The organism is Mycobacterium sp., from assembly GCF_049802695.1.
In the GTDB taxonomy this organism is placed as follows: Bacteria; Actinomycetota; Actinomycetes; order Mycobacteriales; family Mycobacteriaceae; genus Mycobacterium.
Genome location: NZ_JBARMY010000103.1, coordinates 1 through 12067, shown reverse-complemented (window position 1 = coordinate 12067; position 12067 = coordinate 1). Strand labels below are relative to the sequence as shown.

Genomic DNA, 12067 nt, shown 5'->3' with positions numbered 1-12067 from the left:
GTTCGACGATGGCCTGTGCCGGTTCGACGAGCGCGATCAGCCGCTTGGCGAGATCGTCGAGGCTCGCGAGGGTGCCGTCGAGGTGGTCCAGTCCGCCCTCCAAGCGTTCCACGGTGCTGTTGAGGCGCGACAGTGAACTGCTCAGCTCGTTCATGGTGTCGCCCAGGCCGGTCAGCACCTCTTCGACCTGATTCACCGTGAGATCGGCGTTCATCGCCGCCTGCGCGAGGGTCTTGATCCGTTTCCGTTCGTGTCCCGGACCACCGCTTCTGTCTGCCATGGACGGTTATTATCGCCCTCCGGCGGGTGGCGCCGAGGTGGTTGCCTCGAATTGGTGTGCTGCAGAAGCCGTCAGGATGCCGGGAAGTTGACGTCCCGGGTAACGGCTTCCCACTTGTCGATCGAGGAGGTCAGGGCGGCGATTTTGTCGCGCATCGCCTTGAGCACGTCACGGCCCAGCAGCAGCCGCAGCGGTGGTTCGTCGAGCTTGGTCACCATCAGCACCGCCTCGGCGACCTTCTTCGGGTCGCCGGGCAGGTAATCGGCGAATTGCTTAATCAAGTCCTTGCGCGCCGCGACGTCTTCGTAGTCGGCGATCGGGGTGCCCGACTCCTTCATCGACCGTGTCGCCCAATCGGTACGGAAGGCGCCCGGCTCGATCGCGGTCACCTTGATGCCCAGTGGCCGCACCTCGGTGGCCAGTGCTTCGGTCACCGCTTCCAGCGCAAACTTCGTCGACGAGTAGTAGGCATTAGGCGGGTTGGCCACCAGGCCGGTCATCGACGAGATGTTGACAATGTGGCCGCAGCGTCGGGCCCGCATGGCCGGCAGCACCGCCTTGATCATGTTGACGGCCCCGAAGTAGTTGACGTCGAACAGTTTCCGGACTTCGGCGTCCTCACCCTCCTCTACCGCCGACAAATAGCCGTGGCCGGCGTTGTTGACCAGGACGTCGATGCCGCCGAATGCTTTCCCGGCCGCGGTGACCGCTGCCGCGATCTGGTCGGCGTCGGTGACGTCGAGTTCCACCGCCACCGCCCGGTCACCGAAACGGTCGACGAAGTCCTGCACCGCCTCAGCGCGGCGCGCAGTCACCACCACGCTGTCACCGGCTTCCAGAGCGGCGCTGGCAATCTCGCGTCCGAAGCCGGTGGAGCATCCGGTGATCAGCCAGCGAGTCATATCAGGCAGCCCTTTCCGGCAGTCGCCGCAGATAGGCTTTCCGTCGGTCCGCGCGCTGGGCGGCGCGCTCGCCGGTGCTCACCCGCGGCAGAGTCGGTACTTCGACGTCGAGCCGGTCCAACGTGACGATCCTGCCGTGAGCACCGAGCTTGTCATGTGGACCGGTCTGGCCGAACTCGGCCATTCGCAACGTCAGAATGCCTTCGCGCAGACCGTCCGAGTCGATCCAGTTCGCTACACCGGGATCGGTCGGCGAGATCACGTAGGTGTAGGTGCCGTCCTCGTTGCCGACCGACTGTGCCTTGTTCAGGCTTCCGGTGCGGTCGAGGATGTCCAGCGTGGTGCCCCAGATATTGCTCAGGGGCACCGTGAAGTATTCAGCGCCACCATCATTGAGATCGACGACGAACGCCTCGTCGGGGGCGAGGTCGAAGCGGCCCATCACGTAGAACTGGTTGCGCATGGCACCGGATTTGTCGGCCGACCAGGCCAGATTGAAGTGGTTGGCCGGCATCTTGTACACGCCGTGGCTGAGCTTGCCGGTGAAGTCGGCGAAGTACGCCATCATCGTCGCGGTCGCCTCGGCCTGCTCGTCGAGTGTGCGCGCCGATGTCGCCGGCGCACCACCCAGACGCTGGATCTCCAGATGGTTCGGGTCGTCGTGCTGCCAGTCCAGCAGCACATCGCGGATGTAGAATTCGTGCGCCGCAGCAGAAGACCGCACATGGTTGGGCCGCCCGTCGGCGGGGTCGGCGTCCACGGTGATGGTGAAGCTGCCGTCGGAATCGACCTGCATGGAGCGGCCGTTCAGCACGTCGACGGTGCCCATGTGGGCGTCCCAGAGGGTGAAGTAGTTCTCGGTCATGCGGTGCTCGCCAACTCGGCCGTGGATCTCGTATCGTTCGTCACCCGAGATCGGGATCACCCGGTAAACACTGTCCGGATTGTCGATACCCCAACGGGATCCGGGGATGCTGCGACCACCCACCTGATGGGCCAGCCGGGTGATGCAACTGACTTTGGGCCGCAGCTTGTCCTGGTTCGACGACCACACCGCTGCCGAGAACATCACCTCGGCGAACGAAGCGTCGAACCGCTCTCGCATCGCCTCCGACGCCTTGGCCCGGCTCAGCCAATTGTCCGCCACGGTGCGGTATGCCGCCTTTACCGTGGGATGCTCGATCAGGCCGAGTGCGGCGAGTTCTTGTTCATGCTGGGCTGCCGTTGCGACCGGGTCGTCAACCATGCACTGATCCTCTCGACTGCTGCCGGAAACGCTTGTTGTACAAGGCGAATCGTTCGTCGACCTGCTCGCCGTGCAGGCCGTACGTCGCCAGGCCGTACGGCGGACGGGCCGCCTCGGCGGGACGCTCGACCAGCCAGCGCCGCATCGCGTCCTCCGCCTCGACAGTAAGGGGCAGGCCGACCGTGTCGTAGACCCGGGCCACCTGACCGATGGGGTCGGCAACCGCGTCGTGGAATGCGATGTCGGTGACTCGTGTACCGTCGTCAGCCCAGCCATCACGGACCGTCATCGCGCGGTCGTTGGTCCAACCCATCCGCTGCAGCCACTGGGCGCCCACGCGGTGCAGGTCGACGGTGTCCACGTGCATCGCATGCAGGGTCGCGTTCAGGCTGGCGCCCGAGGCGATGGTGGTGCGCGGGTCACGGTGCATGTGAACGACGTGCACATCCGGGAATCGCGCCCGCAGCAGGCTCAGGTAGCCGAGGTGCGCCGGGGACTTGAGTACCCAGCGCTGCGCGACTGGACGCTCCTGCGAGCCCTTTCGCCCCTTCTGCCACTGCAGAAACTGCAGCATGCGATGCAGGTGGTCGTAGGCGGGCGCGAAATCTTGGGTGTCGAGCCAGGACCGGTAGTTGGGCAAATGAGCACCGGATTCGGGAACGTGGGACAAGAATGCGTCGGCCAGGAAGACGATCTCCTCCTCGGCCTGCCGGGCATACATCGGATGAATGGCGAATAGCAGCGGTGCAAGCTCACGGGATTTCGACTCACGCGCTTCGCTGATCGCGATCCGCGGATCAGTACCGGTGAACCGGTGGTCGAGTTGGGGCGCGACCTCGACCACCTCCCAGCCGTAGGCGCAGTTGATGCGGGGGTCGGCGGCCAGCAGTCGCTGCAGCAAAGTTGTTCCGCTGCGCATCATCCCGACGACGACGATCGGTGCGGTGATCCGCTCGTCGAGGATCTCGGGGTGACGGCGGATCCATTCCTGAGCACGCAGGCGCATTCGCAGGCTGTGCAGAATGCCCGATCGAAGGATATGAATCCCGATGGCGTTGAGGTCGGCTTCCGCGTAGTCGGCGAGCAGCACACCCAGCGGTCTTTCGAATTCGCCGGGGCCCCAATCAGTGAGAGTCTCCTTGCGCTGCGCGTCGGCCAGGACGCTGGTCAGATCGAAGGGGTTGACGGAAGCGCTCGAATTTCCCACGTGTTCAGAACTTCAGATGGCGGCTGACATCGCCGAGCTGGTCGACGAACATGGTGCGGCTGTCAAACCACCACGCGCCGTCGACCCGGTGGAATGTGTCCTTGTAGTGCCCGGTCACGATCACCTGCAACGGCAAATCGGGGGTGGCCTGGGTGACGCAGTAGTACGACGTGCTGCGCGCGGTTCCCTGTGCCTCGTCGACGATGAGCTGCACATTGCTGGTGTGGTGTCTGGTCTTGGGGGTGCCGTCGTCTTCGTAGATGCGGGTGGCCATCGCATACATCTGCCGCACTGCGGCGGTTCCGGTGAACACCGTCTCCGGCGGACCGTTCTCCACGCCGTGGATCCGGCCGTGCGCGAAGAGTTCGGCCACGGCGTCCAAATCGCCGGCATCCAGTAGTTCGGCGTAGCGGTAAATCAGGTTCGTGATCTCTAGCGCGCTGTCACCCATGTGGAATCGCCGTGAACGTGAGCACCGAGACGCGACGGGCTAGAGCTTCGCCGCGGCTTCGACGTCGAGCAGCCATACGGTCTGCTCACGCCCCACTGCTCCGGCCGCCGGTACGTCGACCGGGTCGGCGCCGTTGATCGCGGCCGCCACCGCCTCGGCTTTGGCTGACCCGGACACCAGCAGCCACACCTCGCGCGAATTTCGAACAGCCGGCAACGTCAACGTGATCCGTCGCGGCGGGGGCTTGGGGGAGTCTTCGACGCCGACCACCAGCTCGGTGGTCTCCCGCACGGCCGCGGTGTCCGGGAACAACGAGTTGATGTGACCCTCGGGTCCGACACCGAGCAGGTGAACGTCGAAAGCGGGTGCGGAATCGCCTGGTTCGGCGTAGGCGGCGAGAACCTGCTCGTAGGCCAAGGCCGCTGCGGCGAGGTCATCGTCGAACTCGCCGTCACTGGCGGCGATGGGATGCACGTTGCGCGCCGGAATGTCGACGTGGTCGATCAGGGCTGCACGCGCCTGCTTCTCGTTGCGCTCGTCGTCGTCTTCGGGCACGTAGCGCTCGTCGCCCCAGAACAGGTGAACCTTCGACCAGTCGATCCGCTGCGCCGAATCGCTGAGCTGACGCAGAATCCCGTTGCCGTTGCCGCCACCGGTCAACACGATCAGCGCCCGGCCCCTGGCTGTCACCGCCGCATCGATGGCGCCGACCAGTCGCTCGCTCGCCGCGGCCACCAGCGCGTCGCTGTCCGGGAATTTCTCCACGATCGCATTCATACGTACTCCACCCGCTTGATACCTTCCAGCGCCGAAAAGTAGATTACGTCCGGGTCCAACCGCCGCAGGTCCTCGGCGAGGCATTCGCGGGTTTCCCTGCGCGCCAACGGAACAAGCGCGTCGGGGCGGGCTGTACGGCTGAGCGTCGCGGTGACGCCCTGCTGCGGCCGGCGCAGCGTGACCGTCTCGCTGTCGCGCACCAGCTCGACTTTCAGGTCTCCCACCGCGCGACGCACCGGCCCGTCGATCCGGCTGGCCAGCCAGCCCGCCAGGACGTCCAGCGCAGGCTCGTTCTTCAGCCCGGAAATGACTGCCGAGTTGATCGGCTCGTGCGGAGCCTGATCCAGCGCCGAGGTGAGCAGCGCCCGCCAGTAAGTGATGCGGCTCCACGCCAGGTCGGTGTCGCCGGGGCTGTAGCCGGACAGCCTGCTCTTGATCGCCGACAACGGGTCGGCGTCGTTGGTGGCGTCCGTGATGCGTCGAAGAGCCAACTGACCCAACGGATCCTCGGCAGGCACCGCCGGTGCGCCGTCGGGCCACCAGGTGACCACGGGGATGTCGGGCAGCAGGAATGGCACGATCACGCTGCCGGCATGCTCGGCCAGCGGGCCCGACAGCCGCAAAGCGACGACCTCGCCGGTGGTGGTGTCGCCGCCCGCGCGCAGCTGAGCATCCAACCGCGAGTCGGCGGCGTCGGGATCACGGCGGATCACCACGATCACCCGGCAGGGATGCTCGTGACTGGCGGCATTCGCCGCGTCGATCGACTCCTCGGCAACCGCTTCGGTGTCGGTCGCGATCACCAAGGTGAGCACCCGGCCGAGCGTTACCGCGCCGGTTTTCTCGCGCAGCTCGTCGAGCTTCTTGTTGACCGCGTTGGTGGAGGTGTCGGGCAGATCGATGATCATCTACCGCCGCCCTTCCCCCGCAAGCGGGACGTCATGGCCGCCGCCATTCCCGGCCGGTGCGGCGCAGCATCTGGAACGACGACGCGGGACCCCACCTCCCGGCCTCGTACGCGTCGGGCTTGCCGTGTGCCGCCCAGTAATCCAGCGCAGGATCCAAGATGTCCCAGGCCAATTCGACCTCTTCATTGACCGGAAACAACGACGGCTCGCCGAGCAGCACATCGAGGATCAGTCGCTCGTAGGCTTCGGGCGAGTCTTCGGCGAACGCCGAGCCGTAGGAGAAGTCCATGTTGACGTCACGGACCTCCATGGCGCTGCCCGGAACCTTCGACCCGAACCGCAGCGTCACACCTTCATCCGGCTGCACCCGGATCACCAGCGCGTTAGCACCCAACTCGTCGGTCATGGTGGCGTCGAACGGCAGATGCGGCGCCCGCTTGAAAACCAGAGCGATCTCCGTAACCCTGCGGCCCAGCCGTTTTCCGGTGCGCAGATAAAACGGCACCCCGGCCCAGCGACGGGTGTGCACCTCCAGCGTGATCGCGGCGTAGGTTTCGGTTGTCGAGTCTTTGGAAAAGCCTTCCTCGTCGAGCAACCCGACCACCTTGTCGCCGCCCTGCCAACCGGCGGCGTACTGGCCGCGGCTGGTGGTCTCGTCCAGCGGCTCGGCGAGCTGTGTCGCCGAAAGCACCTTGATCTTCTCGGCTTGCAATTCCGCGGGGTGAAAGCTCACCGGCTCTTCCATCGCGGTGAGCGCCAGCAGCTGCATGAGGTGGTTCTGGATCACGTCGCGGGCCGCGCCGATGCCGTCGTAGTAGCCGGCCCGCCCGCCCAGCCCGATGTCTTCGGCCATGGTGATTTGCACGTGGTCGACGTAGTGCGCATTCCAGATCGGGTCGAACAGCTGGTTGGCGAAGCGCAGCGCCAAGATGTTCTGCACCGTCTCTTTGCCCAGATAGTGGTCGATGCGGAACACCGACTCCTCTGGAAAGACGCCGTTGACCACCTGGTTGAGGTCGCGTGCGCTGTCGAGGTCGTGGCCGAACGGTTTCTCGATGACCACCCGGCTCCACCGGTCGTCTTGCGGACGGGCCAACCCCGATTTGTTCAGCTGCTCGCACACATCGGGGAACGACTTGGGTGGGATCGCCAGGTAGAAGGCGTGGTTGCCGCCGGTGCCGCGTTCGGCGTCCAGCTTCTCCAGCGTCTCGGCCAGGTTGCCGAATGCGGCGTCGTCGTCGAAACTGCCCGGTACGAACCGGAATCCCTCGGCCAGCCGATCCCACACCACCTGCCGAAACGGCGTGCGGGCGTGTTCCTTGACGGCGTCGTGCACCACCTTGGCGAAATCCTCGTGATCCCAATCCCGGCGGGCGAAGCCGACCAGACCGAAGGTCGGCGGTAACAGGCCGCGATTGGCCAAGTCGTAGATGGCCGGCATCACCTTCTTGCGAGCCAGGTCACCCGTGACGCCGAAGATGACCATTCCGCAAGGGCCGGCGATGCGGGGCAACCGCTTGTCCCGCTTGTCGCGTAGTGGGTTCTGCCACTGTCCGGCACCGGCGTGCGCGCCGGCTGGTGTCATCTGCGCCGCTCCTCGATCCCGGCGGTGCCGGAATCTTCGTCGCCGGCTGGTGTCACTTGGCGCCGGAGTCGAGCTGAGCCTGAGTCTCCTTGAGCAACTCGTTCCAGGAATCCTCGAACTTCTCCACGCCTTCGTTCTCCAGCACGATGAACACGTCGTCCAGGTCGACACCCAGCTCGTTCAGCTTGTCGAACACCTCTTGGGCATCGGCGGCCTTGCCGCTGATCGTGTCGCCCTTGATCTCGCCGTGGTCGGCGACGGCATCAATAGTCTTCTCCGGCATGGTGTTCACGGTGTTCGGCGCCACCAGCTCGGTGACGTAGAGGGTGTCGGAGTAATCCTCGTTCTTCACACCGGTCGACGCCCACAGTGGTCGCTGCACCCGCGCGCCGTGAGTCTTCAGCTCTTCGAACTGGGCGCCGCCGACGAAAACTTCCTGGTAGGCCGCGTAGGCCAGCCGGGCGTTGGCCACCGCAGCCTTGCCCAGCAGCGCCTTGGCTTCATCCGAGCCGATCTTCTCCAGTCGCTTGTCGACCTCGCTGTCGACCCGAGAGACGAAGAACGACGCCACCGAGTGGATCTTCGACAGGTCGTGCCCGGCCTCTTTGGCCTTAGCCAACCCCTTCAGGTAGGCGTCCATCACCGCACGGTGCCGCTCGACCGAGAAAATCAGCGTGACGTTCACCGAAATCCCCTCGGCGATTGTCGCGGTGATGGCCGGGATGCCTTCCTCGGTCGCCGGAATCTTGATGAACAGATTGGGCCGGTCCACCGTCTTCCACAGGTCGATGGCCTGCTGATTCGTCTTGTCGGTGTCGTGCGCGACCCCGGGGTCCACCTCGATCGACACCCGTCCGTCGACCCCGTCGGAGGCTTCCCATTGCGGCTTGAGCACATCGCACGCCGAGCGCACGTCGTCGGTGGTCACGGTGCGGACGGTGCTGTCGACGTCGGCGCCGCGCTCGGCCAGCTCGGCGATCTGGTCGTCGTAGGAATCGCTGTCCGACAACGCTTTCTGGAAAATACTCGGGTTGCTGGTGACGCCGACGACCGACTTGGTGTCGATGAGTTCCTGCAGGTTGCCGGACTTGATCCGATCCCGCGACAGGTCGTCCAGCCAGACGGATACACCCGCGGCGCTCAGCGCGGCGAGATTGGAATTCTGAGTCATGAGGTAGCTTCCTTATCTAGTGCTGCAGCGCTTTTCAGTTGTCCAGCGCCCGTTCGGCGGCGGCGACCACGGCTTCGTGGGTAAAGCCGAACTCCTTGAACAGGGTCTTGTAGTCCGCGGACTCCCCATAGTGCTCAATCGACACGATCTGTCCGCAGTCCCCGACCAGCTTGTGCCAGCTCTGCGCCACACCCGCTTCGACGGCGACACGAGCCGAAACCGCCGGCGGCAGGACGCTGTCGCGGTAGTCCTCGGGCTGGGACTCGAACCACTCCACGCACGGCATCGACACCACCCGCGCAGTAACGTCCTTGTCCGCCAGCGCTTTCTGAGCCGCAACGGCGATCTGCAGTTCCGATCCCGTGGCGATCAGCACCACGTCCGGCTGACTGCCGCCGTCGTCACCCAGCACGTAACCGCCGCGGGCCACGCCGTCGATGCTGGTGCCCTCCAACACCGGCACGCCTTGTCGGGTGAGGATCAGCCCGACCGGTCCGCTGCCGTTGCCGCGGGCCAGAATGGTGCGCCAAGCGTAGGCGGTTTCGTTGGCGTCGCCGGGACGCACCACCGACAGGTTCGGGATGGCGCGCAGCGCCGCGAGGTGCTCGATCGGCTGATGGGTCGGGCCGTCCTCGCCGAGGCCGATCGAGTCGTGGGTCCACACGTAAATGGTGTCGATATCCATCAGCGAGGCCAACCGCACCGACGGGCGCATGTAGTCGGAGAACTGAAGGAACGTACCGCCGAACGCGCGGGTCGGGCCGTGCAGCACGATGCCGGACAGGATGGCACCCATCCCGTGCTCGCGGACACCGAAGTGCAGCACCCGGCCATACCAGTCCGCGTCGTACTTTTTCGTGGAGATCGACGGTGGCCCGAACGAGTTGGCGCCCTCGATGTCGGTGCTGTTGCTGCCGCCCAGGTCGGCCGAACCGCCCCAAAGTTCGGGCAGTTTGGATCCGAGCGCGCCGAGCACTTTGCCGGACGCTTTGCGGGTGGCCAGCTCGTCGGAGCCGGGCTCCCAGTGCGGCAGGTCATCGTCCCAGCCGTCCGGCAGCTCTTCGGCCGTCAGCCGGTCCAGCAGCGCCTTGCGTTCGGGTTCGCGCTGCGCCCAAGCGTCGAACTCCGGCTGCCAGCGGTCGTGGGCCTCTTTGCCGCGGTCCACCAGCTTGCGGGTGTGTGCGAGAACCTCGTCGCTGACTTGGAACGTCTTGTCCGGATCGAAACCGAGCACCTTCTTGACCTCGGCCACCTCCTCGTCGCCGAGAGCCGAGCCGTGCGCGTCTCCGGTGTTCATCGCATTGGGCGCCGGCCAGCCGATGATGGTCCGCAGCTCGATGAACGACGGCCTATCGGTGACAGCCTGCGCGTTGCGGATGGCCTCTTCGATGGCGACCACGTTCTCGCCGCCCTCGATCTGCTGCACGTGCCAGCCGTAGGCGCGGTAGCGCGCGGCGGTGTCCTCGCAGAGCGCGATGTTGGTGTCGTCCTCGATCGAGATCTCGTTGTGGTCGTAGAACACGATGAGGTTGCCGAGCTGTTGGACGGCGGCCAGCGACGATGCCTCCGACGACACTCCTTCTTCGATGTCACCATCGGAGGCGGTCACGTAGATGTAGTGGTCGAACGGGCTGGTTCCCGGGGCGGCGTCCGGATCGAACAGACCCCGTTCATAGCGCGAGGCCATCGCCATCCCGACCGCCGACCCGAAGCCCTGTCCGAGCGGGCCGGTGGTGATCTCAACGCCTCTGGTGTGCCGGAACTCCGGATGCCCTGGCGTCTTGGAGTGCCAGGTACGGTACGCCTCGATATCGGACAGCTCGAGGCCGAACCCACCGAGATAGAGCTGAATGTACAGGGTCAGGCTGGTGTGGCCGTTCGACAGCACGAACCGGTCGCGGCCCAGCCAGGCGGTGTCGCTGGGGTCGTGTCGCATCGTCCGCTGAAACAGCGTGTACGCCAGCGGCGCGAGACTCATCGCCGTACCAGGATGGCCGTTGCCGACCTTCTGGACCGCGTCGGCGGCGAGCACCCGGATGGTGTCGACCACCTTCGAGTCGATCTCACTCCAGTCGTCGGGGTGGTGCGCTTGGGTGAGAGCGGAAATGTCTTTGTCTTCAAGTGTGGTCACAAGCTCAGTCCTCAGGTCGACAGGCTGGTCCATCTCCACCCTAATGCGGGATCGCGGAGCTGGCTGGAGAACAACTTTCGGCTTACCACTTTCAGGCGTCATCGAAACGGCAACCTGTGCGCCTTCCCGGTTGTTTGTTGGGAATTTGTGGTGAATCGACCCTACGATTCGGCTGCGGAGGGCGCCCGGTCTACCATCGTCTGTAGTAGAAGCTGCGCGCTGCTGCGATTCCGAGGAGATTTTTGCGTGAGCGTTCGCGGGCGCCTCGCGCCGGGCCGAAGTCGGGCCATCCCGCACAAACTGCTCGCTTACCTGGCGTTGACGAAGCCACGGGTCATCGAGCTGCTCTTGGTTACCGCCATTCCGGCGATGCTGCTGGCCCACCGGGGCACGGTCCATCCGCTGCTCATTCTCGACACGTTGATCGGCGGCATGCTCGCCGCGGCCGGCGCGAACACTCTGAACTGCGTGGCCGACGCGGACATCGACAAATTGATGCAACGAACGGCGCGACGGCCGTTGGCGCGGGCGACCGTACCGACCGGCCACGCCCTGGTGTTCGGCGTGGCACTGAGTGTCGGTTCCTTCTGCTGGCTGTGGTGGACCACCAATCTGCTGTCGGGATTGCTGGCCGTCGCCACCATCGCCTTCTATGTCTTCGTCTACACACTGGTGCTCAAGCGCCGCACGTCGCAGAACGTCGTCTGGGGCGGGGCGGCGGGTTGTATGCCGGTGATGATCAGCTGGTCGGCGGTCACCGGTGGCATTGGCTGGCCGGCGCTGGCGATGTTCGCGATCATCTTCTTCTGGACGCCGCCGCACACCTGGGCGTTGGCTATGCGCTACAAGGATGACTACAAAGCGGCCGGCGTGCCGATGCTGCCCGCGGTGGCGACTGAACGCCAAGTGACCAAACAGATTCTCATCTACACCTGGTTGACCGTGCTGGCGACGCTGCTGCTGGGGTTGGCGGCGGGGTGGCTGTACGCGTCGGTCGCTGTGCTGGCCGGAACCTGGTTCCTGGCGATGGCCCATCAGCTTTATGCCGGGGTGCGCCGGGGCGAGCCGGTCAAGCCGCTGCGGCTTTTCCTGCAGTCGAACAACTATCTGGCGGTGGTGTTCTGCGCGCTGGCGCTCGACTCCGCAATCGCCTTGCCGACGCTGTTATGACTGAAGACTCGACATCCTGTAGTACTACTTCGCCTAGTAGCACGCCGTTTCGATACCCCATACCCCCGCGCTGTATTTCGCTGTCCGATCGATTAGTCCATGATGAGCGGCGTGCTGGAGTTTACTGACGCGCGACTTCGGGGCCTTCCGACGTGACGCTGCGGGTTGTCCCGGAGGGTTTGGCGGCCGCGGCTGCCCAGCTGGAGGCGCTGACGGCGCAGCTGGCCGCCGCGCATGGC

General features: G+C 65.3%; 11 protein-coding genes and 1 pseudogene. 2 read left to right on the top strand and 10 right to left on the bottom strand.

Going from position 1 to position 12067, the window contains the following annotated elements; genetic code table 11:
* The 10 genes from WA317_RS03940 to tkt form a co-directional block, all read right to left on the bottom strand.
* Positions 1 to 280, bottom strand: a 280-nt coding sequence (locus WA317_RS03940; RefSeq protein ID WP_425171797.1) for an ATPase, incomplete at its 3' end; no start/stop codon positions are given.
* A gap of 71 nt (positions 281 to 351) precedes the next feature.
* On the bottom strand, positions 352 to 1182 hold the full coding sequence (locus WA317_RS03935; RefSeq protein WP_425171796.1) for an oxidoreductase: 831 nt from the start codon (positions 1180 to 1182) through the stop codon (positions 352 to 354).
* 1 nt (position 1183) lies between these two features.
* Positions 1184 to 2428: a hypothetical protein gene (locus WA317_RS03930; protein ID WP_425171795.1), complete on the bottom strand. Its 1245-nt coding sequence runs from the start codon at positions 2426 to 2428 to the stop codon at positions 1184 to 1186.
* Complete coding sequence (locus tag WA317_RS03925) at positions 2421 to 3635, bottom strand: sulfotransferase family protein (protein ID WP_425171794.1); 1215 nt, start codon at positions 3633 to 3635, stop codon at positions 2421 to 2423. Before WA317_RS03925 ends, WA317_RS03930 begins: the two co-directional genes overlap by 8 nt.
* Positions 3636 to 3639: 4 nt before the next feature.
* Positions 3640 to 4086, bottom strand: a complete 447-nt coding sequence (locus WA317_RS03920) for a nuclear transport factor 2 family protein (RefSeq protein WP_425171793.1) — start codon at positions 4084 to 4086, stop codon at positions 3640 to 3642.
* Between the two features lie 39 nt (positions 4087 to 4125).
* Positions 4126 to 4863, bottom strand: a complete 738-nt coding sequence (pgl, locus tag WA317_RS03915; protein WP_425171792.1) for a 6-phosphogluconolactonase — start codon at positions 4861 to 4863, stop codon at positions 4126 to 4128.
* Positions 4860 to 5771: a glucose-6-phosphate dehydrogenase assembly protein OpcA gene (gene opcA / locus WA317_RS03910; RefSeq protein WP_425171791.1), complete on the bottom strand. Its 912-nt coding sequence runs from the start codon at positions 5769 to 5771 to the stop codon at positions 4860 to 4862. Before opcA ends, pgl begins: the two co-directional genes overlap by 4 nt.
* A 31-nt stretch (positions 5772 to 5802) precedes the next feature.
* Complete coding sequence (gene zwf / locus WA317_RS03905) at positions 5803 to 7356, bottom strand: glucose-6-phosphate dehydrogenase (RefSeq protein ID WP_425171790.1); 1554 nt, start codon at positions 7354 to 7356, stop codon at positions 5803 to 5805.
* A gap of 52 nt (positions 7357 to 7408) precedes the next feature.
* Entirely contained in the window at positions 7409 to 8527 is a 1119-nt protein-coding gene (gene tal / locus WA317_RS03900; RefSeq protein WP_425171789.1) for a transaldolase, read from the bottom strand.
* Between the two features lie 34 nt (positions 8528 to 8561).
* A complete protein-coding gene (gene tkt / locus WA317_RS03895) occupies positions 8562 to 10658 on the bottom strand; it encodes a transketolase (RefSeq protein WP_425171788.1) in 2097 nt (698 codons plus the stop codon).
* 246 nt (positions 10659 to 10904) lie between these two features.
* Between tkt and WA317_RS03890 the strand changes: the two genes are divergently transcribed.
* Together WA317_RS03890 and WA317_RS03885 are read left to right on the top strand one after the other, a co-directional pair.
* On the top strand, positions 10905 to 11828 hold the full coding sequence (locus WA317_RS03890; protein WP_425171787.1) for a heme o synthase: 924 nt from the start codon (positions 10905 to 10907) through the stop codon (positions 11826 to 11828).
* A 152-nt stretch (positions 11829 to 11980) separates the two neighbouring features.
* Positions 11981 to 12067, top strand: a pseudogene (locus WA317_RS03885) (PE family protein); the annotation flags it as partial.

Bases quoted from the DNA above. Each gene is read 5' to 3' on its own strand.
- zwf (WP_425171790.1), bottom strand. From the start codon at position 7,356: ATGACACCAGCCGGCGCGCACGCCGGTGCCGGACAGTGGCAGAACCCA.
- WA317_RS03920 (WP_425171793.1), bottom strand. From the start codon at position 4,086: ATGGGTGACAGCGCGCTAGAGATCACGAACCTGATTTACCGCTACGCC.
- pgl (WP_425171792.1), bottom strand. From the start codon at position 4,863: ATGAATGCGATCGTGGAGAAATTCCCGGACAGCGACGCGCTGGTGGCC.
- WA317_RS03930 (WP_425171795.1), bottom strand. From the start codon at position 2,428: ATGGTTGACGACCCGGTCGCAACGGCAGCCCAGCATGAACAAGAACTC.
- opcA (WP_425171791.1), bottom strand. From the start codon at position 5,771: ATGATCATCGATCTGCCCGACACCTCCACCAACGCGGTCAACAAGAAG.
- tal (WP_425171789.1), bottom strand. From the start codon at position 8,527: ATGACTCAGAATTCCAATCTCGCCGCGCTGAGCGCCGCGGGTGTATCC.
- WA317_RS03935 (WP_425171796.1), bottom strand. From the start codon at position 1,182: ATGACTCGCTGGCTGATCACCGGATGCTCCACCGGCTTCGGACGCGAG.